The sequence below is a fragment of the Salibacterium aidingense DSM 18341 genome, from assembly GCF_000429685.1.
In the GTDB taxonomy this organism is placed as follows: Bacteria; Bacillota; Bacilli; order Bacillales; family Marinococcaceae; genus Salibacterium; species Salibacterium aidingense.
On the sequence record NZ_AUCI01000002.1, the window covers coordinates 182,987 to 205,248 of the forward strand.

Annotated in this window: 29 protein-coding genes; 21 read left to right on the top strand and 8 right to left on the bottom strand. The window is 43.7% G+C overall.

What is annotated here, in order from left to right; genetic code table 11:
- Positions 1-27 precede the first annotated feature (27 nt).
- The gene (locus tag G475_RS0103090) at positions 28-1,677 is read right to left on the bottom strand and encodes a glycerol-3-phosphate dehydrogenase/oxidase (RefSeq protein ID WP_026700011.1); all 1,650 of its coding nucleotides are present in this window, start codon (positions 1,675-1,677) and stop codon (positions 28-30) included.
- Positions 1,678-1,896: 219 nt separating this feature from the next.
- Between G475_RS0103090 and G475_RS0103095 the strand changes: the two genes are divergently transcribed.
- The 12 genes from G475_RS0103095 (at position 1,897) to G475_RS0103150 (ending at position 12,996) form a co-directional block, all read left to right on the top strand.
- On the top strand, positions 1,897-2,856 hold the full coding sequence (locus G475_RS0103095; protein ID WP_026700012.1) for a sugar-binding transcriptional regulator: 960 nt from the start codon (positions 1,897-1,899) through the stop codon (positions 2,854-2,856).
- Positions 2,857-2,957: 101 nt separating this feature from the next.
- Positions 2,958-3,359, top strand: coding sequence for a transcriptional regulator GutM (locus G475_RS0103100; RefSeq protein WP_026700013.1), 402 nt, complete (start codon positions 2,958-2,960; stop codon positions 3,357-3,359).
- Positions 3,347-3,895, top strand: a complete 549-nt coding sequence (srlA, locus tag G475_RS0103105; RefSeq protein WP_026700014.1) for a PTS glucitol/sorbitol transporter subunit IIC — start codon at positions 3,347-3,349, stop codon at positions 3,893-3,895. Before G475_RS0103100 ends, srlA begins: the two co-directional genes overlap by 13 nt.
- A 34-nt stretch (positions 3,896-3,929) precedes the next feature.
- Positions 3,930-4,976, top strand: coding sequence for a PTS glucitol/sorbitol transporter subunit IIB (gene srlE, locus G475_RS0103110; RefSeq protein WP_026700015.1), 1,047 nt, complete (start codon positions 3,930-3,932; stop codon positions 4,974-4,976).
- Positions 4,977-5,179: 203 nt separating this feature from the next.
- Positions 5,180-6,163: a thiamine pyrophosphate-dependent dehydrogenase E1 component subunit alpha gene (locus G475_RS0103115; RefSeq protein WP_026700016.1), complete on the top strand. Its 984-nt coding sequence runs from the start codon at positions 5,180-5,182 to the stop codon at positions 6,161-6,163.
- A gap of 25 nt (positions 6,164-6,188) precedes the next feature.
- Positions 6,189-7,175 (top strand): alpha-ketoacid dehydrogenase subunit beta, encoded by a 987-nt coding sequence (locus G475_RS0103120; protein WP_026700017.1) that lies wholly within the window; start codon positions 6,189-6,191, stop codon positions 7,173-7,175.
- 12 nt (positions 7,176-7,187) lie between these two features.
- Entirely contained in the window at positions 7,188-8,507 is a 1,320-nt protein-coding gene (locus tag G475_RS0103125) for a dihydrolipoamide acetyltransferase family protein (RefSeq protein WP_026700018.1), read from the top strand.
- Positions 8,508-8,519: 12 nt separating this feature from the next.
- Positions 8,520-9,908: a dihydrolipoyl dehydrogenase gene (lpdA, locus tag G475_RS0103130; RefSeq protein WP_026700019.1), complete on the top strand. Its 1,389-nt coding sequence runs from the start codon at positions 8,520-8,522 to the stop codon at positions 9,906-9,908.
- Between the two features lie 65 nt (positions 9,909-9,973).
- Positions 9,974-10,918, top strand: coding sequence for a sugar-binding transcriptional regulator (locus G475_RS0103135; RefSeq protein WP_026700020.1), 945 nt, complete (start codon positions 9,974-9,976; stop codon positions 10,916-10,918).
- 25 nt (positions 10,919-10,943) lie between these two features.
- Positions 10,944-11,312 (top strand): PTS glucitol/sorbitol transporter subunit IIA, encoded by a 369-nt coding sequence (locus G475_RS0103140; RefSeq protein WP_026700021.1) that lies wholly within the window; start codon positions 10,944-10,946, stop codon positions 11,310-11,312.
- Positions 11,313-11,326: 14 nt separating this feature from the next.
- Positions 11,327-12,610: an NAD(P)H-dependent oxidoreductase gene (locus G475_RS0103145; RefSeq protein WP_026700022.1), complete on the top strand. Its 1,284-nt coding sequence runs from the start codon at positions 11,327-11,329 to the stop codon at positions 12,608-12,610.
- Between the two features lie 32 nt (positions 12,611-12,642).
- A complete protein-coding gene (locus G475_RS0103150; RefSeq protein ID WP_233275723.1) occupies positions 12,643-12,996 on the top strand; it encodes a bh protein in 354 nt (117 codons plus the stop codon).
- Between the two features lie 386 nt (positions 12,997-13,382).
- Here the strand turns inward: G475_RS0103150 and G475_RS27065 are convergent, their stop codons facing one another.
- From G475_RS27065 to G475_RS0103175, 5 genes are all read right to left on the bottom strand, one after another.
- On the bottom strand, positions 13,383-13,625 hold the full coding sequence (locus G475_RS27065) for a hypothetical protein (RefSeq protein WP_156911613.1): 243 nt from the start codon (positions 13,623-13,625) through the stop codon (positions 13,383-13,385).
- Positions 13,579-13,764: a hypothetical protein gene (locus tag G475_RS0103160; protein WP_169728505.1), complete on the bottom strand. Its 186-nt coding sequence runs from the start codon at positions 13,762-13,764 to the stop codon at positions 13,579-13,581. Before G475_RS0103160 ends, G475_RS27065 begins: the two co-directional genes overlap by 47 nt.
- A 193-nt stretch (positions 13,765-13,957) precedes the next feature.
- Entirely contained in the window at positions 13,958-14,179 is a 222-nt protein-coding gene (locus G475_RS27990; protein ID WP_156911614.1) for a spore germination protein, read from the bottom strand.
- A 146-nt stretch (positions 14,180-14,325) separates the two neighbouring features.
- Entirely contained in the window at positions 14,326-14,586 is a 261-nt protein-coding gene (locus G475_RS0103170; protein WP_026700026.1) for an OsmC family protein, read from the bottom strand.
- A gap of 12 nt (positions 14,587-14,598) precedes the next feature.
- Entirely contained in the window at positions 14,599-14,793 is a 195-nt protein-coding gene (locus tag G475_RS0103175; protein ID WP_026700027.1) for a hypothetical protein, read from the bottom strand.
- A gap of 150 nt (positions 14,794-14,943) precedes the next feature.
- Between G475_RS0103175 and G475_RS0103180 the strand changes: the two genes are divergently transcribed.
- On the top strand, positions 14,944-15,558 hold the full coding sequence (locus tag G475_RS0103180) for an MOSC domain-containing protein (RefSeq protein WP_035710151.1): 615 nt from the start codon (positions 14,944-14,946) through the stop codon (positions 15,556-15,558).
- On the opposite strand, the gene G475_RS0103185 is transcribed toward G475_RS0103180, so the two are convergent.
- Positions 15,551-16,378, bottom strand: coding sequence for a YihY/virulence factor BrkB family protein (locus G475_RS0103185; protein WP_026700029.1), 828 nt, complete (start codon positions 16,376-16,378; stop codon positions 15,551-15,553). The two genes, G475_RS0103180 and G475_RS0103185, sit on opposite strands and share 8 nt — an antisense overlap.
- A gap of 82 nt (positions 16,379-16,460) precedes the next feature.
- Between G475_RS0103185 and G475_RS27875 the strand changes: the two genes are divergently transcribed.
- Positions 16,461-16,589: a hypothetical protein gene (locus G475_RS27875; RefSeq protein ID WP_267880096.1), complete on the top strand. Its 129-nt coding sequence runs from the start codon at positions 16,461-16,463 to the stop codon at positions 16,587-16,589.
- A gap of 91 nt (positions 16,590-16,680) precedes the next feature.
- On the opposite strand, the gene G475_RS26635 is transcribed toward G475_RS27875, so the two are convergent.
- Positions 16,681-16,836 (bottom strand): DUF1540 domain-containing protein, encoded by a 156-nt coding sequence (locus G475_RS26635; RefSeq protein WP_084413965.1) that lies wholly within the window; start codon positions 16,834-16,836, stop codon positions 16,681-16,683.
- A gap of 132 nt (positions 16,837-16,968) precedes the next feature.
- Between G475_RS26635 and G475_RS0103200 the strand changes: the two genes are divergently transcribed.
- The 7 genes from G475_RS0103200 to G475_RS0103230 all read left to right on the top strand — a co-directional run bounded on the left by G475_RS0103200 (position 16,969) and on the right by G475_RS0103230 (position 22,253).
- Entirely contained in the window at positions 16,969-17,286 is a 318-nt protein-coding gene (locus tag G475_RS0103200; protein ID WP_026700030.1) for a DUF2680 domain-containing protein, read from the top strand.
- Positions 17,287-17,689: 403 nt separating this feature from the next.
- Positions 17,690-17,911 (top strand): hypothetical protein, encoded by a 222-nt coding sequence (locus G475_RS0103205; RefSeq protein ID WP_026700031.1) that lies wholly within the window; start codon positions 17,690-17,692, stop codon positions 17,909-17,911.
- A gap of 272 nt (positions 17,912-18,183) precedes the next feature.
- Positions 18,184-18,582, top strand: coding sequence for a glycerol-3-phosphate cytidylyltransferase (tagD, locus tag G475_RS0103210; protein WP_026700032.1), 399 nt, complete (start codon positions 18,184-18,186; stop codon positions 18,580-18,582).
- A gap of 182 nt (positions 18,583-18,764) precedes the next feature.
- Positions 18,765-19,931 carry a CDP-glycerol--glycerophosphate glycerophosphotransferase gene (locus G475_RS0103215; protein ID WP_035710154.1) on the top strand — a complete coding sequence of 389 codons (1,167 nt, stop codon included), beginning with the start codon at positions 18,765-18,767 and terminating at the stop codon, positions 19,929-19,931.
- A gap of 23 nt (positions 19,932-19,954) precedes the next feature.
- Positions 19,955-20,761, top strand: a complete 807-nt coding sequence (locus tag G475_RS0103220) for an ABC transporter permease (RefSeq protein WP_026700034.1) — start codon at positions 19,955-19,957, stop codon at positions 20,759-20,761.
- Between the two features lie 11 nt (positions 20,762-20,772).
- Positions 20,773-21,585 carry a teichoic acids export ABC transporter ATP-binding subunit TagH gene (gene tagH / locus G475_RS0103225; RefSeq protein WP_026700035.1) on the top strand — a complete coding sequence of 271 codons (813 nt, stop codon included), beginning with the start codon at positions 20,773-20,775 and terminating at the stop codon, positions 21,583-21,585.
- Between the two features lie 92 nt (positions 21,586-21,677).
- Positions 21,678-22,253, top strand: a complete 576-nt coding sequence (locus G475_RS0103230) for a biotin transporter BioY (protein WP_026700036.1) — start codon at positions 21,678-21,680, stop codon at positions 22,251-22,253.
- Positions 22,254-22,262: the final 9 nt, after the last annotated feature.

Below are 22,262 nucleotides of genomic sequence, written 5' to 3' on the forward strand. Positions count from 1 at the left end.
GATAGTCTCTCCTTTCTTGAAAAAGTTTTATTGCTGTAAAAAGGTCACCGTTTTTTGTAAAAGATAGTGGATCCTTTTTCTTTCATTATTGAGTCGGTTCGAATCCCAGTTCAGAACTTCCCCCATGTGAGTACTGACAGCATCAAGTGTACGTTTGACTTTGGCCGGCTGAAATAGTAAATAGCTCGTGCGGCGGTCATAAAAGTCTTCCAGAGTGGCAGTCATTTCATGCAATACAGTGTATACTGCTTCCCCCGCTGTATTCCGAATTTCCAAATCAGAGTACGACTCTTTTAACGCTGCTATCTGCTGCAGCAGGGTTTCGGTATGAGAGCCATAACGAAACAGAAATTCTTCCAGTTCCTCCCGGGACAAACGCAGTCCATCATAATTTTTATGCAGCTGCTCCACATACGTGTACATTTCTTCTTCCGAGGAAAAATGTCCGCCGGTTAAGGGGGTTTGTGCTGTTTGGGACGCGGATAATTTTAATGCTCTCTTTTCTGCTATATAACCGAGTACTCTTTCCGCCATTTTGCGGTAGCCGGTCAGTTTCCCCCCGGCGATGGTAATAAGCCCGGCCTCCGATTCAAATATTTCATCATGACGTGATAATTCCGAAGGTTCGCTGTCATCATGTCCGATTAACGGACGTACTCCGGCCCAGCTTGAGATGATGTCTTCCCTGCTGAGAGAGAGGGAGGGGAACATATCATGCAGGCATCCAATTAAGTAATCGCATTCAGATTGATAGACATGAATATCGTCCATATCTTCGTGGTAGATCGATTCTGTAGAGCCCACATAGGTGGTATCTCCTCTTGGAATAACAGCGATCATCCGTCCTTTATGTTGGAAATAAATGGAGGAGTGAACAGGAACCGCTTTATAAGGAAATACCAGATGAATACCTTTGGCGTGAACCATATGCTTTCCTGAGATAGGACGATCTTTTTTTCGTATTTCGTCCACCCATGGACCGCCTGCGTTCACTACATGATCTGCTTGAATCGAAGATACTTCCCCTGTTAAGCGGTCCTTTACTGTGACCCCTGTAATTCGCTCTTTTTCATCCATTGAAAATTCTGTCATTTCTGCATAGTTAAGAAGGACTGCTCCCTTTTCCGAAGCCGTTTTAGCTGTTTCCATTGTCAAACGGCTGTCGTCCGTACGGTATTCTACATATTCCCCGCTGCCGTTTATCGTGGTGTTGTTCATTAACGGTTCTTTTTCCAGCGTTGCCTGTTTGGAATATAGCTGATGCCGTTCTTCTTTTTTTACACCAGCAAGTCTATCGTATACACTTAAACCTATTTTTAATGTAAATGGATTAAATGCCTCTCCTTTGATCAGGGGAAACATCATGTGTATCGGATAAACGAGATGCCTGGCGTTATGGAAGACAATATCTCGTTCTCTTCCTACTTCCCTTACGATGGAAAACTCAAAATTTTTAAGGTATTTGAGTCCCCCGTGAATTAATTTTCCTGAACGGCTGCTGGTACCGGAAGCAAAATCTTTCCGCTCTATCAGTGCTGTCTTCATACCCCGTGTTGCAGCATCAAGGGCAATGCCGCTTCCAGTGATCCCCCCGCCAATGACAAGCAGGTCAAAAGGAGTATGCTCTAGCTTTTGGTGGAGTCCGGATCGGTGGAGGGTAGAAAAAGTTTCACTCATGCTCTCCACTCCTTTTACAAAAGTTCTATATATAATCATTTGTAAATTAATTATTATCAGCATAGCGCAGAATACTTAAATCGTCAATAAAGGGCTTTCATTTTGATTCGTAAAAGACGTATTAAAAATTGAAAATGAAAGTGGTTTCAATAAAATGCATCTACCTGCTATGATATAAATGATCAAATGATTAACAATTGTTAATTGGAGGGGTTATCGGTGGATTGGAAAGATCGACGTCAGATGGTGAAAATAGCAAAATTATATTACTTAGAGAGCTGGACACAGAGTGAAATATCCAAAAAAGTAGGGCTGTCCCGGCCGATTATTTCGAAAATGCTGCATCAGGCAAAGGAAGCAGGCATCGTAGAAATCTATATCAATGACGAAACGCTGCATACGGTGGAGCTTGAAAATAAAATAGAAAAAAAATATGGATTAAAAGATGCAGTAGTGGTAGCTTCCGCTAACCACGGGGCCGAACTCATTAAACGGCGCATCGGCCAGGCAGCCGCTTCCTATGTGGCGAAAAAGCTGGATCATATAACTAAAATGGGGATCTCCTGGGGCAAGTCTATGTATTCTTTTATTGATGAATTTCCTTCCCAAAATCAGGAGAATGTTCATCTGGTTCCAATGATCGGCGGGATGGGAAGCAATTATGTACATCTTCACTCCAACCATTTAACATTTCATCTTGCCCAAAAGCTAAATACAACATCTTCCTACCTGCATGCGCCAGCAATGGTGGAAACGGATGATTTAAAACAACGATTGATGAATTCCAAAGACATTGCTGAAGTAATAGAAGAAGGCAGAGAGGTGGATATAGCTGTGGTAGGGGTGGGTATTCCTTCTTCGCAGTCTACCATGGCGGAAATGGGATACTTTGCAAAGGAAGATATCCATTCCTTGAAAAAAGCTGATGCGGCAGGAGACATTAATTCCCAATTTTATAATGCTCAAGGGGAAGACATTTCTCATCCGTTAAACAAACGAACAATCGCATTAACTCTGGAGGACTTGGACAATATTCCCGAAGTGATTGCCATTACGGATGGGGTGGAAAAAGTGGAAAGTCTCCATGCCGCGTTGACCGGAGGATGTATACAAGTTCTTGTCACAGACGATCAAATGGCACAGGCATTAATCGAATATTACGACGAAGAAAAGGAGTAATTTTTATAGTTTTCTAAAAATGGTTGACAAACTAATGTAAGCGTTTTATTATACTTTACAAAAGTTTTGATATTATACAATTGTAAAAAGGAGGAGGAATTATGTGGGGAACGTTTTTTATTTTATTTGCTGCCATTTGGGGGCTGCAGTTTGTGCTGACGCATCTGCAGGTAAAGCATTACCATGCAAAAATAAAAGAGCTCAGCAGGAAACAGGCAGGTTATCTCGGAACAGGTTATTCTAAGAAAAAATTTGGAAATGGTGCGGTTATGCTGGTGGTTTGTAATGAAGACAGAGAGATTACAGAAGCAAAAGTAATGAAAGGATTAACCGTTTTCGCCCGCTTCAGGGATGTGAAACAGCTGACTGGATTAACCCTCGAGGAAAGTAAATCAGTGGACAAGTTGACTGTGAAAGAAACCAATGCATTGACAAATGCCATCAGTATGATCGAAAGGGAAATGAATAAAAAAAGAGAGGGGAATGAAGCATGGATTTCTTAATTATATTAGCGGAAGGCTTCATCGGTATGTTTGAAGCAGGCGGGGAAACATTTACCGGCCTTGTAACCGACATTATTCCTTTATTAATTGTATTAATTACAGCAGTAAATGCGTTGATTAAGTTTATCGGAGAAGAACGGGTGAATAAATTTGCACAAAAGTGTACGAAATATTTTGTGCTGCGTTATACCGTTTTTCCATTCATGGCTGTCTTCTTTTTAACAAATCCAATGTGTTATACATTCGGCCGGTTTTTACCGGAGCGGCAGAAGCCGGCTTTCTACGATTCAGCTGTTTCGTTTGTACACCCGATTACAGGTTTATTTCCTCATGCAAATGCTGCCGAATTGTTCGTATATACAGGCGTGGCCGCGGGAATATCTGATCTAGGACTCTCTCAGGGCCCGCTTGCGATGAGGTTCTTGCTTGTAGGTATAGCTGTCATGCTTCTCCGGGGCGTAATAACGGAACTAATGACGAATTACATGATCAGAAATAATAAACGTAAAATAGAAGCCGCTGAATCGAGTTCTTAAGGATGAACAGGATCAGGACGAGGAGGTTAAACAAATGAGTGAATATAAAGCAGTAAAAGTACACAAAGGTTCTTCAGGCTGGGGGGGACCGTTAGTTATTCAGCCTGACGAGGAAAAGAAATACGTCGTATCTGTGACGGGCGGAGGTATTCATCCAGTAGCCCGGGAAATTGCTGATCGGACTGGCGCAGTGGCAGTGGATGGATTTGAACAATCTGTTGAAAAAGAAGAAATGGTCTGCGCTGTAATTAACTGCGGCGGTACAGCCAGAAGCGGCGTATACCCGCGGATGGGTGTGTTAACCGTGAATGTGTTCAGCAACTCGCCGTCCGGTCCGTTAATGAAATTTATTAAAGAAACAAACTTTGTATCAGGGGTTGGCACGGAAAATATTGAGGATACAGAGGGCGAATCGGTGGAAGAAAGTGTGCAGGAAGCAAATGAGGAGATAGAAGGTAAAGAATCCGCCCATCAGGATACAGAGAAAGTAACAAAAGAAGCAGCAAAGGAACAGGTGGCAGAACAGGGGTATGGCAATGGAGAAAAAAGTAAAATAGGAAAGTTTATTGATACGCTAGGAAACAAAATTGGTAATGTTGTCAGCATCTTTTTCCAGTCCGGACGGGAAACCATTGATACTGTCATTAAAAATATCCTCCCGTTTATGGCATTTGTCAGTATGCTGATTGGAATTATAAATTATACGGGAATTGGAGATTTGATCGCAAATTATGTTTCACCACTCGCGGGCACCTTGGTCGGTATGTTGATTTTATCCCTCTTAGGCGCGATACCACTTATTTCTCCAATTCTTGCTCCCGGGGCTGTAATTGCCCAGGTTGTCGGGGTGCTAATCGGAGTGGAGATCGGTAATGGAAATATCCCTCCACAAATGGCGCTACCAGCTTTGTTTGCGATTAATCCGCAGGTTGGCATGGACTTTATACCGGTTGGCCTTACCCTGGGTGAAGCCGAACCGGAAACTGTCGAGGTTGGTATACCGGCTGTTCTTTTTTCCCGTTTAATCACTGGTCCGGCTGCCGTCGTTATCGCCTATTTTGCCAGTTTTGGACTATATTAAACGAGGGTGCTCCAGCAAGACGAGAAAGGGTAAAAGAGAAGGTGCCGCTCTGTTAGGGCAGCCCTCTCTCTTCCTTTTTTTGTTTTTAATATTACATATGTCACAAATAAGAACAAAAATAATAAACGATTGACATCAATCGTTTAAATTATTAATATAATTACAAAAGTTATAAAAAAGAACAATTGTAATGGAGGTGCAGAATGCTTACATCAGTCGAACTGCTTCCAGAGAAATCAAAGGATGATTTGATTGGACTGTTAAAGGAAATGTGGACGATCCGTTATTTTGATGAAAAAGTGGATGAATTCTTTGCTAAAGGGATGATTCATGGCACCACCCATTTATGTGTCGGACAGGAGCCGACCGCGACGGGACCATGCGCAGTAATACAGGAAGACGATAAGATAACGAGCACCCACCGCGGCCATGGTCATTGTATTGCCAAAGGAGCTGACATCAACCGGATGATGGCAGAATTATTCGGCCGTTCCACCGGTTATTGCAAAGGCAAAGGCGGCTCCATGCATATTGCTGATGTCGAAAAAGGAAATCTTGGAGCCAATGGTATTGTCGGTGGGGGGATTCCGCTGGCTGCCGGAGCAGCTCTGACGGCAAAAATGAAAAATAAAGACGATGTCATCCTCAGTTACTTTGGAGACGGGGCTGCGAATGAAGGAAGTTTCCATGAGTCTCTCAATTTAGCTTCCATCTGGGATCTGCCGGTCGTGTTCATTTGTGAAAATAACCAGTATGGAATGTCCGGTTCGGTAAAGGAAATGGTCAATATTGAAGACATTGCCGAACGGGCCTCTTCCTACGGAATTCCTGGTGTAATCGTCGATGGAAATAATCTCATTGAAGTGATGAATGAAACCCATAAAGCGGTAGAACATGCCAGGGAAGGCAAAGGCCCGGTTTTAATTGAAGCCAAGACTTACCGCTGGAAAGGTCACTCAAAATCTGACGCTAGAAAATACCGCACACGGGAAGAAGAACAGTTTTGGAAAGAAAAGGACGGTATTAAGCGGTACCGGGATTTATTAATACAGGAAGGACTTTTGACAGAAGAAGAAGCAGAAAAACTGCGAAAAGAAGCCAAACAGGATGTAGAAGATGCCGTGACCTATGCAGAAAAAAGTCCGGAGCCCGGTCTTGATACGTTATTGGAAGATGTATACGCCTGATGCGGCTGATAAGGAGGGGAATCCAATGCGGGAATTAACTTATGTCGAAGCTTTGCGGGAATGTATGTCCCAGGAAATGAGAGAAAATGAAAACGTGTTTATCTTAGGGGAGGATATCGGAGTATACGGAGGCGCATTTGGTGTAACCCGTGGAATGATTGAAGAATTCGGGCCGGAGCGTGTCCGCAACACCCCTATTTCGGAAGCCGGTATCACAGGTTCTGCTATCGGTTCTGCTTTAACCGGAATGCAGCCGATTGTAGAACTGCAGTTTTCAGATTTTATCACCATTGCGATGGACCAGTTGGCAAACCAGGCGGCTAAACTTCGTTACATGTACGGTGGAAAAGGCAATGTGCCAATGGTACTGCGGACCCCGGCAGGATCGGGAACTGGAGCAGCTGCCCAGCATTCACAGAGCCTCGAAGCCTGGGTCGCTCATATACCAGGGCTAAAAGTTGTCCAGCCTTCCACTGCCTATGATGCGAAAGGATTATTGAAAGCAGCAATCGATGATCCGAATCCGGTGATTTTTTATGAACATAAGCTTCTTTATAAGACAAGCAGTGAGGATGTACCGGAAAAAATGTACAGTCTGCCGCTTGGTCAGGCTGATATTAAACGAGAAGGAACGGAGGTCACTATTGTAGCGACATCGGTGATGGTGCACAGAGCTCTGGAGGCGGCAGAGGTGCTAGCTGAAGAGGGAATCAGTGTCGAAGTGATTGACCCGCGTTCGATTGTACCGCTGGATGAAGAGACGATTGTACAATCTGTGATCAAAACAAACCGTGTAATCATAGCCCACGAAGCCGTGAAGCGGGGAGGATACGGCGGGGAAATTGCAAGCATGATTACGGAAAGCGAAGCGTTCGATTTTCTTGATGCGCCTGTGAAGCGGTTAGGGGCTTCCCCGGTACCGGTGCCATATAACCCGGAGCTGGAAAAAGCGATGACACCGCAGACAGAAGATTTGGTTCAGGCGTGCAGAGAATCGCTGCAGCGAGCGTAAGGAGGTGAGCCTGTGGCGAAAGAAATATTTATGCCTAAATTAAGCAGTACGATGGAAACCGGCACCATCCTGCAATGGATGAAAAAAGAAGGCGATCCGGTGGAAATGGGCGAGCCGGTATTTGAGGTGATGAGCGACAAAATCAATATTGAGGTAGAAGCTTATGAAGAAGGTGTACTGCTGAAAAAATATTATGACGTGGATGATGTGGTCCCGGTAAATACCATTGTAGGCTATATTGGGGAAGAGGAGGAAGAAGTACCAGAGACGGCGCCAGAAGAACCAGCCCCGGAAGAGACCTCCCAGGAAGAAGAGCCGAAGGAATATGCTGATACGGTCCCCGCTACGGCAGATGCGAACGGACAGATTCGGGCGACCCCCGCAGCTCGGCGTGTTGCAAAAGAGAATGGAGTACTTCTTTCTGATATGGAAGGCAGCGGTCCGAAACAGCGTATCCATCAGCAGGATGTGTATGATTACGTGCAGGCCGCAGGAGAAAAGCCAAAGGCGACACCGCTTGCCCGAAAGCGGGCGGAAGAACAGAACCTGGATCTAAATACCGTAGAAGGCAGCGGCCCCGGCAGCAAAATTTATGCAAAAGATCTGACCGGATCCGGACAAAAAACCACGGGAGCTGAACCCGGTCGGATTCCAGTGAAGGGAATACGAAAAATTGTTGCGGACCGCATGGCAGAGAGTGCATCGACGGTTCCGCATGTTACGTTGTATTCTGAAGTTGACATGACGGAAGCGATCCGGCTGCGAAGTCAGCTCCAGGATAAGATAGTGGAGGAAACCGGCTATAAACTGTCCTACACTGAAATTATGATGAAAGCAGTGGCGGAGGCATTAAAGCGTCATCCTTATTTAAATGCATCATTGTCTGCCGATCAGCAGGAAATTCTTCTGCACAAAGAAATTAACGTGGGGCTGGCCGTGGCTACGGAACAAGGACTTGTCGTGCCGGTGGTTCCCCGGGCCGGAGAGAAAGGCTTGACAGCCCTCGTGCAGGCAAGCAAGCAGCTTGCTGAAAATGCAAGAAATCAGCGTTTGCAGCCGGAACAGATGCAAGGCGGTACGTTTACGATCAGCAATCTCGGGATGTATGCGGTTGATGGATTCACACCGATTATCAATCAGCCGGAAGCGGCCATTCTCGGCGTGGGGCAGATGAAAGAAACGCCGGCAGAAGAAAACGGGAATGTCGTATTTCGTCCAAAGACGACATTCAGTTTATCTTTCGATCACCGAATTGTGGATGGAGCTCCGGCAGCCGCATTTTTAAGTGATGTAAAACAATTAATTGAAGCTCCCTATGAATTGTTGATGTAAGGAGGAGGCAGCATGAAAACATACGACATTATCATTATTGGCAGCGGTCCAGGAGGCTATGCTGCTGCCCTGAGGGCCAGTAAAGAAGGCAAACGCACAGCCGTAGTAGAAGACCGACAGCTAGGGGGGACCTGCCTGCACCGCGGCTGTATTCCATCAAAAACGATGCTGCAGCACGCTGAAATTCTGCAGCAGGTTGAAACGGCTGCCGAATGGGGAGTACAAACCGGAGACATCTCCTTTTCCTATCCGCAGATGCTCCGGCGAAAAGAAAAAGTAGTTACCCAGCTGGAAAGCGGGATTAAAGGCTTAATGAAAAATGGAAACATTGATGTCATTCAGGGCCGGGGCCGGGTGAACGATAAAAAAGAAGTGATGATAGAAACGGAGAACGGAGCACAGCAATTGCAGGCTGCCAGTGTCATTGCGGCAACAGGAACCACTCCGCTCGTCCCGCCCGTAAAAGGACTGAAGGAAACAGCTCACTTTACCAGTGACAGTATATTTGAAAAAAAAGAGCTTCCGGCTTCTCTGTTAATTGTAGGCGGAGGCATTGTAGGGGTGGAATATGCCTGCCTGTTTGCAAGCCTGCATGTGGATGTAACCATCATTGAAATGAAAGATGAGATCCTCGTGGAAGAAGATGCTGATGCCGCAGCAGTTCTGCGCCGCTCACTGGAAAAACTGGGGGTGACTATTGAAACAAAAGCAGCACTGGAAGAAATTCAATCCGCTGAAAACGGTTTGGTTACAGCGGCATACACCGACAGGGGAGGAACAAAGCTTGAAATAGCAGCCGATGAGGTGCTCGTTACAGCTGGCCGGAAGCCAAACACCTCTGCTCTCGCGCAAACGTCGGTGCAGTATGACAATGGATTTGTTCGGGTCAATGAAAACATGGAAACAAACGTCCCCGGGATTTATACAATTGGTGATCTTGCAAGCGGCGGCTGGAAACTGGCTCATGCTGCAAGTGCAGAAGGAGTGACCGCTGTCGAACATATCTGCGGCCTGAAACCTTCGATGCACACAGCGCTCATTCCCCGGTGTATCTATACGTTTCCCGAAATTGCTGCTGTCGGCATGACAGAGAAACAGGCGGAGGCTTCCGGCTGTCATTATAAAACGGAAACCATTCCTTTTCAGGGCAGCGGCAAAGCGATGGCCATGGGAGAATCGGAAGGATTTACTAAAATCATAGCAGAGCAGAAGCATGGTGAAATACTGGGTGTAGTAATGGTTGGCCCTCATGTTACGGAAATGATCGGAGAACCTGCCGCTTACATGCATTTGGAAGGTACAGTCGAAGAACTGGCCTCTATGGTACATCCTCATCCGACTTTATTGGAAAATCTCTATGAAGCTGCGAATGCCTGGCTTGGAAAGGGGATTCATCACTGAATTTCCAGTTCTTACAGGGAATGGTATAATGAAAATCGTAAATATTGTCAGCAAAGGGGATTGCTATGCTCAGTTGGGAAGAACGCCGCCAAATTGTCAAAGTAGCGAATTTATATTATTTCGATGGTTGGACTCAGGCTCAAATTGCAAAAAAAATGAACGTATCCCGGCCGGTCATTTCAAAATTGCTTCACAAAGCAAAAGAAGATGGGATCGTAGAAGTATATATTAAAGATGAAAATGCCCATACCGTAGACCTTGAACAAAAATTAGAAAAACAATTTGGTCTCGATGAAGCAATTGTGTTATCCACGAGTGGATTTACACCGGAGATGACAAAAAGGTTTCTAGGTAAAGTCGGGGCCTCTTATTTGTCCAGGCAGTTAAATGAAAATAAAAACTTGGGATTATCGTGGGGAACCACCCTCGCAGCTTTGATAGAGGAATATCCTTATGAACGCAGGGATAACGTTCACATTGTTCCGCTTGTCGGCGGCATGGGACGCTCTCATGTCAATATTCATTCCAATTCATTAGCATTTAATCTGGCACAAAAAATGAACGCAACATGCTCCTATTTGTATGCACCGGCGATTGTAGAATCCGAAGATTTAAAAGACCGGCTCATTCACTCCAAGGATGTAGCTTATGTGCTGGAGCAGGGAAAAGAGGTAGATGTTGCGGTCGTTGGAATGGGGGACCCATTTAAGAATTCAACCATGGAAGAAATCGGCTACCTCCAGACAGAAGATCTCCATTCCTTAAGAAAAGCAGGAGTTGTGGGAGATATCAGCTCAAAATTTTTTGATGCTGTAGGCGAAGAAGTAGATCATCCCTTAAATCACAGAGTCATAGGTTTAGATCTGCCCGATTTAAAGAAGATTCCAAAAGTCATAGGAATTGTGGAAAGTTTATATAAACTGGAAAGTATCGAAGCCGCATTAAAGGGCGGTTATCTCAATGTTCTCGTCATTGACGACCGTACGGCTCAAGAACTGGTGGAGGATTAAATCATCATATGGAGGCTGAGTAGAAATGGCAGCATATTTTCAAGCAGATGTAACCACGATCGGTCCAGAAGTTGAATTAATGCTGGAAGACGACATTCTTATTTTGTTTAATGAAACAGCGACGGCGGACCTGAAGGAAATTGCTGTCGTCCACAATGGAAAAAAAATTTCAGACAATATTGAAGCAGGAGATGAATTTGTCATTGACGGAACGGCCTACAAGATTCTTTTTGTCGGCAGGAAAGTCAACGAAACAATGAATGATCTAGGGCATGCAACACTTCAGTTTAATGGGGAAAACGAATCCGACATGCCCGGTACCATTTGTTTAGAAAGCGGTATCAATAAGGATATTACGACAAATTCGATTCTACAGTTTCGTAAAACCAACTAGAGGAGGGACCAGCTATGCTTGGAATGAACAGAAAACTTCAACAGCTGCAGGATGAAGGAAAGTTTATTAAAGTAGGGTTAATTGGAGCAGGGCAGATGGGACGCGGCATGATTTCCCAGATCGAAGGCATGAAAGGAATGAAGGTGGTCGCCACCGCAGATATTGCTATTGAAAACGTGGTAAATGCCTATAAAAATGCCGGCATTTCCGAAGAAAATATCATTCAGGCCGAAAACGAAAAAGCTGCCGAGCAGGCCATCGATTTGGGAAAAGTTACCGCCTTCCCTGATGCAAAACGAGTGGCCGGCCTTCCTTCTGTAGATGTTGTAGTGGATGCAACCGGAATACCAAATGTTGGAGCTTCCATCGCCTGGGAAGCGATACTGCATCAAAAGCATATCGTGATGCTCAATGTAGAAGCAGATGTGACAGTCGGCCCGATTCTTAAAAAGCTGGCGGACAGTGCCGGAGTAGTTTATACAGGATCGGCAGGAGATGAACCAGGGGCGGTCATGGAATTGTATGATTTCGCCGACGCGCTTGGTTTTGAAGTCATTGCTCTTGGAAAAGGAAAAAATAATCCATTGAACGTGGAAGCCAACCCTTCCACCGCGGAACAGGAGGCGCATGAAAAAGGTGCCAGCCCTAAAATGCTGGCGTCTTTCCAGGATGGTACAAAAACGATGGTAGAAATGAATGCGGTAGCTAATGCTACTGGTTTTGCTCCGGACAAGACAGGTATGCATGGGTTTAAAGCGACAGTTAATGAACTTGCAGATATCTTTCAGTTAAAAGAAAATGGCGGGGAACTGGGTTCCACAGAAATTGTGGAATATGTGCAGGGCGTAGCTCCAGGTGTCTTTGCTGTGATTACTTCCCACAATGAAGAAGTTCATGAAGAACTCCAATATGTTAAACTTGGGACAGGACCTCATTACACTTTATATCGGCCTTATCACTTAACCAGTCTTGAAACGCCGTTAACGATAGCCCGTGCTTATTTTGATCATGAAGCTACCATTGCTCCGCACCACGGCAGACAGGGAGAAACGATTGCCACAGCGAAAAAAGATTTGAAGGCTGGAGAATTTTTGGATGGGATTGGTGGTTACAGTGTCTACGGCACGTTGATGAACAGCACGGAAGCAGATCAAACGAATGCGTTTCCTATCGGACTGGTGGACGCGAATGTAAAAGTCCTTAAGGATGTGCAGAAAGGGGAAATATTAACGTATAATGATATTGAACAGACACAAGAATCCACCATCTGGAGACTCCGTAAGCTTCAGGAGCAGTAAAAAGCAGCTCCATTCGGGTGGCGGGGCTTCTGATGCATGAGAAAGAGGTGATTCGGTTGAAAACACATGAAATGGAAGCGGATCTTTATTGTATTCAATGCAAAGAAGAAGTGCCTCACGTCATTCAATACATTAACGACGAAATATCAAATATCACCTGCCGGGAATGCAGCCGCGCGATTGAAATTGATGTAGACATTATGAACGAATTTTACGGCGAAATTTATAAACGGATTGCCACAAAACCTTCCAGGATAACCAAAGAATACAGGGAAGATTTAAGCCATTTTTTCTTTTCATTGCCAATTCGCATCATTAGTAAGCCTTACCGGCTTATAAAAGATATGAATGAAACACAGAAAGTCATACGCCGTTATAAAAAGTAGAGAAGGGGGCTGTCCAAACGGGCAGCCTCCTGATGTTTGAAATAAAAGCAGGGAAGGAATAAAAACACAGGGAAGGAGGCTGTTTTATGATAAAAAAGCTGATAAAATCCCTTGTGCTTGGTTATTTACTGAAACGTGGAAAACGTATGCTTTTCCGCAGAAAAGGATATTAATGAGGATTGTGCATAAAAGGACCCTTGAACATCGTTTCAGGGGCCTTTTTTTCTCTCATTTAAAGGTAGAATTATGCTGATTTCTTCGGCTTAGGAAGGTGTTTATGTTTTCTAAACACAAGACCAATAAATAAAAGGATGATAATAATAACATAGAGACTCAGCCAGTAAAGCGTCCAGTTTTTGGCAACAAACTCAGTGAAATCGATGACGTCATGGTGCGAGATGGCAGCTCATTGTCCATACAAGCAGGCCGGTTGGAAATAAAAAAGAATAGTAGTCGCCGCTGCGGCTGAGATGGGATAGACAAACTTGGGCAGAAAGAAAACAGACAGTTATTTTTACAAACAGCGCCACCATCCAGACAATGTCGATAAAAGCTTCTACCCGCTGAAACAGGGTACCCAGTTCAATACTTCTCCATCGAATAAGCGGAATAGACTTCCCTTTTGGCAATACTTTCCCCTTCTACGCCAATCGTGACGAGAATCGCCGCAGACAATAGCAGTCCAGCGATGGTTAACGCGGAAAGATAATACGTTTTCAGCCATGTTTTATCTGCAACAAATGGAAGAAAGGCTGTAAATACGAGCATTTCAATAAACGGAAAACCAAATACAGGATAGGCTCCGTGGACTGACTGATAGGAAAAGGACTGTACCATTTGTGTTTTTGGGCATAGTCTTCCAATAGTTCTTCAAGCATTCCGCTGTCGAATATCTTTCTGGTTTTTATTTTTTGCAGGCGGTGGGTGAGTTCTTCCAGAACATTCTAATCTACAGTCTGTTTTACATAACAAGTTGAACTTCCGTTTGTGTATTTTTTCCAATATACATCGTTTCAAAATAAACGTCTTTGTTTTTAATCTTTCTGCGGATAAGCGAGGAATTGACGGAAATGGATTCGACAAACGCTACTAATTTCGGCAATCTATTAAAAGTTTTAAAGTAAAACCTTTTTTGTTCCGTTACTAAGCGGCCCGCCTGCAGCGTATGCGTTCGCAAAAGCAACCTTTATTCGAGCCGTGTCCACGGAAAGCGAAGTGTTTTGACGAAGCGGTGCAGGGTGAAAAACAAAAATTCCGAACGATTAACTTTTGAATCGTTCGGAATTTTCATTCATTTCATATTTTTGTCCCCAACCTCCAGAAAGAAAATTATTTATATTCTTCTATGGTCCAGGAGTGATGGAAGGAAACATTGCCTTTTAATGTCTGGGCGACCGGGCACTTTTTCTCAAAAACATTCAACACCCGTTCCGCCGCCTCTCTTTTTCCTTTTGGGATTTTCAAGTTATAATGGCAGTCAATGTTTGTTATACGCATGACCCCGTCTTTCGCCTCAATCGTACCCTGAACCGTTGTCTTTATTTTATCTGGATAAGGGGGAATTTGACGCGCATCCAGCGCGCCGGACAAAGTGCCGGTTAGTCAACCGCCGGCGGAGGCGATAATGTGATCCAGTGTAGAGGGGTATTCCACCTCTGGTTCCACCCCGTAAAATTCTTTGACTCCTCCGTGTACCCCGTAATGAAAAGGTTTTTCGAATCCATTAATATAAGCCAAACGGTGCGGCGGCTTATCCTGCTCAATTGTTATTTTTGTAAGAGCGACTGGTTCACTCATGGAAGATGCCTCCTCGCATTTGAGATTTACTGTTTCTCATACCCGATTTTTTTGTTTTTAATCATGGAGGTGATAAGATAATGATAAAAACAGAGAAAAAGGGTGATCCAATTGGAACAAACCGGGGAAATTAAATATTTAGCCGTGGGAATGCCAAAACAGATGAAGGTGGGAACAGGCGGGGAAGTTCTAACGGGAATACAGAAAAGGCAGGTGGATGAGGCCTATCTGCATAGGGATGGTTTTGTTTCTGACGATGCTGCCGATAAGAAAAACCACGGAGGACTGGATAGGGCGGTGTGTATATATCCGTCTGCCCACTATTCAACATGGGAAAGGGAATTTCATACTCATTTGGATCGCTCTGCATTTGGTGAAAATATAACAGTGAAGCACTTAACGGAAGAGCGGGTGTGCCTTGGGGATGTATATCAGCTTGGCAGGGCGGTCATTCAGGTGACACAGGGCAGAATCCCGTGTGATACGATTAATAAACGCACCGGGATTCCCGGCTTGATGACACGACTGGTTGAGACAGGCTATACCGGTTTTTTATGCAGAGTTTTAGAAGAGGGAAACGTACGGGCGGAAGATGGGATGAAACTGCTCGAACGCGAACCTGTCCAGATCAGTGTACTGTACGCGAACTATACTTATTTTCATGACCCCGCCAATCGCGCGGCGCTGGAGCATATTCTGCAGGTCCGCCCATTGGCGGATCATTGGCGCTCCAAGTTGGAGAAAAGACTGCAAAAGCTCAGCTGATATTTTTCTTCTGGTGAAGAATGGCGTTTATTTCTCCCCCGATGACAAGGGTGAGTCCTGTTAAAAACAGCCACAGCATTAGTACAATCACACCGCCCAGGCTCCCATAAGTGGCAGAGTAATTTCCAAAATTATTCACGTAAAACGAAAACCCGGCTGAAATGACCTGCCAGAGAATCGTAGCTGTAATCGCACCGGGCAGAATATGCCGAAGGGTCAACCGGACATGCGGGGCGAAATAATACAGGCTGCAGAGCAGAGATATCATTACCGTCACTGTTAATATCCAGCGGAATACTTGAAGCATTCCTTCTGTTTCTTCTGGCATGGGAATATAAGTGGTGACAGCCTGAAGAAGAAGTTCTCCAAAGATGGATAAAATAAAAATAATAATGAGAACAACCATCAAACCAAATGTAAGCAGCACGGATAAAAGCCTGGCCTGCCACGCGGCACGCGGTGTTTTTACATTAAATGCCTGATTCATGGCCTTTATAAAGGCATTCATTCCCGTAGAAGCAGACCATATCGTTCCAATAATCCCAAAGGTAAGAAGACCCGAATTTTCGTTATGAATTACAGCCATAACATTTTCTTCCATCATCGCGGCAGTTTGGGAAGGTAGAGCCGTTTCAATGAACATCATCACACGTCCTGCTTCAATAGAGAAATAGGGCAGTATCGATAAAAACAAAATCATCAAAGGAAAAAGCGACAGCATGTAATAAAAGGCCTGCTCCGCAGCAAGTCCTGCCGCCCTGTCTTCTCCCATTTCTCTGCCAAGTGTTTTTAAAAAACGGTAAGCTGCTTTGAGTCCCATCCCTCTCCCCCTCTCATCTTTTTCTTTCCCTTTCCCTTTACGATACCCCTTTAACCATATATATAAAAGGTTGGAGTTTGCAATGGCTGCAGACCGGGAAAGCTACAAACAAATCGCAGACAGAGAGGATGTTGTTATCATGATTCGTACCATTCTAATGGTTATTGGCTTAGTGGTTGTTATAAGTGCCATATTAAACCTGGCTTTTTAAAAAGATAGAACGTGCCTGCAGCGCAGGCCGGCCGCAGTTATTCAAAGACAAAAACGAAGCCCGGACGGTTCTTCCAGGGCTTCGTTTTTCTTTATTCAGCTTTTTCAAATGTTTTGCAGTCCGTTTCATGTTCGTTTTTAGCCTGTTCGCCTTTATGACTGACCACATAAATACGGTCGGCCGTGCATTTATTCCCATCCGCCCAATAATGACAGTTGTTCACTTCACAAAGTACGTCCTGAGCCATTCCTTCACCCCCTTTCCATAAAAGCAGGACTATCGTTACGATTTGCGAAAAAAGTTGGAATTAAACAAGAAAAAAATGAATGAAATTCCTGTCCTTTCACAAAATAAATGAAAAGGAAGGAGGCAATATGGAATGAAAAAGAAAGGATTCCTAATACTGCTCGCAGCTGCATTGTTTTTCACAGTTGGTCCTCAGCAGATGTCCGCCGGTGAATTTCATGAAGACTGGAAACAGGTAGAATTAACGGAACCGCAGAAAAAAGAATTGGCGGAGATTCATTCCAGTATTTTGGAGCAAAAAAAGACATTAATTGACAAGTACGTCGAGTTTGGTGTGATATCAAAAGAGAAGCGGGAAACAATAAAAAAACATTTAGATAAAGGATATGCGCAGCTCGAAGATAATGAATTTATTCCCAAACATCCGCATTCCAACAAAAAGAAAAAATAAAAAGAGAACTTCCGAATCAAAACGAGCTCCCTCGAAAATGAGTCAGAGACCAAAGAAAGAAGTATTGAAAAAAGAATATTTCGCAGCTTGGATGAAAGAAGTTAAGCAGCTATTGCGGCAGCGGCCCAAGGGAGTTGGAATAAGTATTGTCCTAGTGCCCAGCGCGGGAAGGCGAAGTATTTTGACGAAACGATAGAAAGAAGCAAAAAATTTCCGACCGGATTCTTCCATGAATTCCGTTCGGGAATTTTTTGTTTTGGGATGGTTTAGCCCAACTTTTATTTCGGGTTCGACCCGTATGTTAATAAATGAGGTTTAAAACAGAACTGCACATGGAAAAGAGAAGACTAGATTTAAGATTGTAAAGAGTGTAAACTTATTTTGAAGAAAGGAAAGGATAACGATGCAGCAGGAAATTGAAAATTTCATTAATAATATTAAAGTAGAAGAAAATGCGGATAGAGTGTTTACTCCGGCAGAAATTAATGAAGAGTTATTTGATGGGCAGAAAGCGCTGGAGGACATACTGGCGGCCTGTGAACAACTTGCAGAAGAAGGAAGAATTGCCCGGGCGGAAGGAAAAACGGAAGACGGGTATAAAGGCCAGCTCTTCACAAAAAAGTAAAAGAATCGATTTTATTTCAGACATAGGCGGCAAGACTCCGACGGAATTGCCGCCTTACCTGTAAAAGTCCTCACAAGAGATTTTCACATATTTTTTTATATTATTCCGCCGATATTTGATTATTTGTTTATAGTGAATCCTTGGATGGTGTGATATAATTCTGAAAGTCAATGAATATTTCCTTCATTTTTCATTAAAATTGTAAAGTAACAGTAAACAGTAAAAGTGATAAATCCACCATCCATGTTAGAGAGAAGCTAGGAGGATTACAAATGAAAAAAGTTATTACCTATGGCACCTTTGATTTACTGCATTGGGGTCATATAAATTTATTAAAACGTGCAAAAGAATTAGGAGATTATTTAATCGTCGCTATTTCAACGGATGAATTTAATGAAATAAAAAATAAAAAAGCGTATTATCCCTACGAACAGCGGAAATTGATTTTGGAAGCTGTGAGATACGTGGATGAAGTCATTCCGGAGAATAACTGGAACCAGAAAGCAGGCGATATTATCCATCATGATGTGGACTTGCTTGTGATGGGAGATGACTGGAAAGGGAAGTTTGATCATCTCGCTCCCTATTGTGAAGTGACGTATTTACCAAGAACAGCGAATATTTCCACCACAAAGATTAAAAACGAACTGCTTCTTGCAAATGCTTATTAAAAAAGAGGGATTTTTTTCTCTCTTTTTTTGTTTTTTACCCCTCATAAAGTATATAATAGACCGAGCAAAATGTATGAATTATACTGGTGGAGCAGAGAAGGGTTATGAGTCATATGCAAAAACCTTTAAAAAAACCGTTAGGCAGACGGAAAAAGCATATTAAAAAAAAATGGAAGCATTTCATGAAGTCGAAAACGATCAGAAAGATGTACCGTAAAATATTTGGGCTGGTGGGAAAGCTCCCGAAGAAAGAAAATATCATCGTATTTGAAAGCTTTCTGGGGAAACAGTACAGCTGCAACCCCAGGGCAATCTATGAAGAATTAAAAAAGCAGGATCGGAATTTCACGTATTACTGGAGTATCGACCACCGCTTCAAAAAGCATTTTGAAGAGCATGGGGTCCGGACTATTCATCGTTTTACCTTTAAATGGTTCATTGTTATGATGAGGGCCAAATACTGGGTGTTTAACAGCCGGCTTCCAAAATGGATCCCAAAGCCGGCAGAAACAGTCTATCTCCAAACCTGGCATGGGACACCTCTGAAAAAACTGGCGCTGGACATGGATGAGGTGTATATGCCCGGCACCACAACGGAGATGTATAAAAAAAATTTTATAACGGAAGCAAAAAGATGGAGTTTTTTAGTAGCGCCAAACGAATATTCAGCTGAGATTTTTCAAAAAGCTTTCGATTTTGAGCAGACAATGCTGAAAACCGGCTATCCGAGAAATGACTATTTGTTTCACTATACCCGGGAGGACGTCAATGACATAAAGCAGCGGCTCAATATACCGGAAGGAAAAAAAGTAATCTTATATGCTCCGACATGGCGCGATAATGAATATCACTTCATCGGCAAATACAAATTTACGGTGCAGATGGATATGGAAGCGATGAAAGAACAGCTGGGCGGGGATTATTTTATGATTTTCCGGCTTCATTACTTGGTCTCTGATCATCTGGACCTCAATGGTTATGAAGATTTTGCCGTAGATGCTTCCCGCTATGAAGATATCCGTGATTTATATATAGCAAGTGATATGTTAATTACCGATTATTCTTCTGTCATGTTTGATTATGGCGTACTGAAGCGTCCCATGATTTTTTATGTCTATGATATCGAAAGTTACCGTGATATGCTGCGCGGATTTTATTTTGATTTCGAAAACGAAGCACCTGGACCGCTCGTGACAACAACCAATTCACTACTCGAGGAAATCAAGTCGGCTGATACAATCAGAGAGCGCTACGCATCACATGTAGAGTGGTTCGAAGATTCGTTTCATTCTCTGGAGGACGGGTACGCCTCCCAAAGAGTTACAGAGGCCGTCTTTCCTGAACAGTAAACACATAAAAAGAGGGAATGGACATGAAAGCACTCTTGAAAATTGCCAATGAGTTGTGGGATAACATTTATTTAATCAACCGGCTGGCTCTTTATGAAATTAAAATTAAAAATAATAATAACTACCTGGGGGCGGCATGGGAACTTATCACCCCCCTCTTTTTTATGGCTATTTATTGGTTTGTGTTTGGCTACGGTATCCGGGGAAATGATGATGTTGCCGGCATCCCGTATTTAAACTGGATGACAGCAGGCATCACGATCTGGTTTTTTATTCATCCAGCCATTACTCAGGGATCCAAAGCCATTTATTCGAAGATCCGGCTTGTGTCAAAAATGAATTTTCCTACAAGTGTCATTCCAGCCTACGTCATCGTATCAAAACTGTATCCGCATCTTTTGATTTTAGGGATTGTAATCATTTACATGCAGTTTACCTCTTATCAAATAAGTTTGTATTATATTCAGTTACCGTATTTTATTGTCAGTATGTTAATCATGACGATAGCTGTTGTATTGATTACGTCAACCCTGACCACCGTCATTCGCGATGTGCAGATGTTTATTCAGTCCACCATCCGGGTGTTTCTTTATTTAAGCCCTTTCCTGTGGGTTTCCGAAAGTCTGCCTGCTTTTGTTCAATCGCTCATGCGCTTGAACCCATTATATTATTTGGCAGAAGGGTATCGTGCTGCTATTTTCGGAAACTCCTGGTACATGGTGGAACACTGGCAGTACACGTTATATTTCTGGGCGCTGGTGCTGTTTCTGTTTATGATCGGGGCATTTTTGCATTTACGGTTTAGAAGACATTTTATTGATTTTCTGTAGGGGGGACCAACGTGGCCATAGCTGTATCAGCCCGGAATATTACGAAGACATTCAAGTTGTATGACAGCCAGTCGGAACGATTAAAGGATCTAGTACTGCCGAGAGACTTTGGAGAGGAATTTTATGCGCTGCGCAATGTCTCCTTTGAAGCAGAACAAGGGGATATTATCGGGCTGCTTGGGGTAAATGGCTCGGGGAAATCCACGCTCTCCAATATTATTGCCGGTGTCGTGCCGGAAACGAGCGGAGAACTGATTTTACAGGGAGAACCGGCCATTATTGATATCTCTTCAGGACTGAATAACAAATTAACCGGCAGAGAAAATATTGAAATGAAATGCCTGATGCTCGGTTTTACACAGAAAGAAATTAAACAAATCGAACCGGAGATTATCGAGTTTGCAGAAATGGATAAATTTATCGACCAGCCGGTGAAGTCTTATTCAAAGGGAATGAAATCCCGGCTGGGCTTTTCCATCAATGTAAGTATTGATCCTGATATCTTAATCGTGGATGAGGCTTTATCTGTGGGGGATAAAGCGTTTGCCAAGAAAAGCCTTGAAAAGATGCAGGAGTTCAAAGAACGGGGAAAGACCATGTTTTTCGTCAGTCACTCTCTCGGGCAGATTAAAGAGTTTTGTAATAAAGCAATTTGGCTTGAATTTGGCGAGGTGAAAGTTTCCGGCGCGTTGGATGAGGTCGCAGAGGAATATGAAACCTTCCTGAAAGATTATAATACGTGGTCCAAGAAGAAGCGGAAGCAGTTCCGCCAGCAGGGGTTTGCAAGACAGAGTGAAACCAGTAAAAGCAAGCTGAATCGTTAAGGAGAGTATAATTGTCAACTTAATATTTTTTAAGTTGACAATTATTTATTTCTCGTTTACATTTTGGGTAAAGAACATAGGGAGGACTGCAATTGAAAACGAGGAATGTGATGTACATGGCCATGTTTGCTGCAGTAGTCGGAGTGCTGGGGCTTCTGCCTCCTATTCCAATCCCGCTGACACCGGTTCCAATAACGGCGCAGACCCTTGGAGTGATGCTGGCAGGCTCTTTGCTGGGAGCGAGGCTCGGTGGTGGGAGTATGCTGATTGTCGTTTTTTTAATTAGTGCAGGGATGCCGCTGTTATCAGGAGGCCGCGGCGGTATTGGAGTATTATTGGGACCAAGCGGAGGTTATATTTTATCCTGGCCGATTGCTGCCTTTATTACAGGCTGGATCATGGAAAAGGTATCACAGAAACTCTCCCTTTCACGAGCATTTGCAGCAAATGTGGCCGGCGGCCTTCTTGTAATACATAGTTGTGGAACGATCTATCACTCCTTAATTGCGGAGCTCCCGCTTGAAGCGGCTGTTATTCAAACGCTTGGGTTTCTTCCGGGTGATACCGCAAAAGCAGCCGCTGCTTCATATACCGTAGTGAAAATAGCTCATTATCACCCTTTTTTGTTTAAGGGGAAACCATCTGAAAGAGAAAAAGCTGCAGGGTAGGAGATTTAC

Bases quoted from the DNA above. Each gene is read 5' to 3' on its own strand.
- G475_RS0103090 (WP_026700011.1), bottom strand. From the start codon at position 1,677: ATGAGTGAAACTTTTTCTACCCTCCACCGATCCGGACTCCACCAAAAG.
- G475_RS0103100 (WP_026700013.1), top strand. From the start codon at position 2,958: ATGTGGGGAACGTTTTTTATTTTATTTGCTGCCATTTGGGGGCTGCAG.
- srlA (WP_026700014.1), top strand. From the start codon at position 3,347: ATGGATTTCTTAATTATATTAGCGGAAGGCTTCATCGGTATGTTTGAA.
- srlE (WP_026700015.1), top strand. From the start codon at position 3,930: ATGAGTGAATATAAAGCAGTAAAAGTACACAAAGGTTCTTCAGGCTGG.
- G475_RS0103115 (WP_026700016.1), top strand. From the start codon at position 5,180: ATGCTTACATCAGTCGAACTGCTTCCAGAGAAATCAAAGGATGATTTG.
- G475_RS0103120 (WP_026700017.1), top strand. From the start codon at position 6,189: ATGCGGGAATTAACTTATGTCGAAGCTTTGCGGGAATGTATGTCCCAG.
- lpdA (WP_026700019.1), top strand. From the start codon at position 8,520: ATGAAAACATACGACATTATCATTATTGGCAGCGGTCCAGGAGGCTAT.
- G475_RS0103135 (WP_026700020.1), top strand. From the start codon at position 9,974: ATGCTCAGTTGGGAAGAACGCCGCCAAATTGTCAAAGTAGCGAATTTA.
- G475_RS0103140 (WP_026700021.1), top strand. From the start codon at position 10,944: ATGGCAGCATATTTTCAAGCAGATGTAACCACGATCGGTCCAGAAGTT.
- G475_RS0103145 (WP_026700022.1), top strand. From the start codon at position 11,327: ATGCTTGGAATGAACAGAAAACTTCAACAGCTGCAGGATGAAGGAAAG.
- G475_RS0103150 (WP_233275723.1), top strand. From the start codon at position 12,643: ATGCATGAGAAAGAGGTGATTCGGTTGAAAACACATGAAATGGAAGCG.
- G475_RS0103160 (WP_169728505.1), bottom strand. From the start codon at position 13,764: ATGCTCGTATTTACAGCCTTTCTTCCATTTGTTGCAGATAAAACATGG.
- G475_RS0103175 (WP_026700027.1), bottom strand. From the start codon at position 14,793: ATGAGTGAACCAGTCGCTCTTACAAAAATAACAATTGAGCAGGATAAG.
- G475_RS0103180 (WP_035710151.1), top strand. From the start codon at position 14,944: ATGCCAAAACAGATGAAGGTGGGAACAGGCGGGGAAGTTCTAACGGGA.
- G475_RS0103185 (WP_026700029.1), bottom strand. From the start codon at position 16,378: ATGGGACTCAAAGCAGCTTACCGTTTTTTAAAAACACTTGGCAGAGAA.
- G475_RS27875 (WP_267880096.1), top strand. From the start codon at position 16,461: ATGGCTGCAGACCGGGAAAGCTACAAACAAATCGCAGACAGAGAGGAT.
- G475_RS26635 (WP_084413965.1), bottom strand. From the start codon at position 16,836: ATGGCTCAGGACGTACTTTGTGAAGTGAACAACTGTCATTATTGGGCG.
- G475_RS0103200 (WP_026700030.1), top strand. From the start codon at position 16,969: ATGAAAAAGAAAGGATTCCTAATACTGCTCGCAGCTGCATTGTTTTTC.
- G475_RS0103205 (WP_026700031.1), top strand. From the start codon at position 17,690: ATGCAGCAGGAAATTGAAAATTTCATTAATAATATTAAAGTAGAAGAA.
- tagD (WP_026700032.1), top strand. From the start codon at position 18,184: ATGAAAAAAGTTATTACCTATGGCACCTTTGATTTACTGCATTGGGGT.
- G475_RS0103215 (WP_035710154.1), top strand. From the start codon at position 18,765: ATGAAGTCGAAAACGATCAGAAAGATGTACCGTAAAATATTTGGGCTG.
- G475_RS0103220 (WP_026700034.1), top strand. From the start codon at position 19,955: ATGAAAGCACTCTTGAAAATTGCCAATGAGTTGTGGGATAACATTTAT.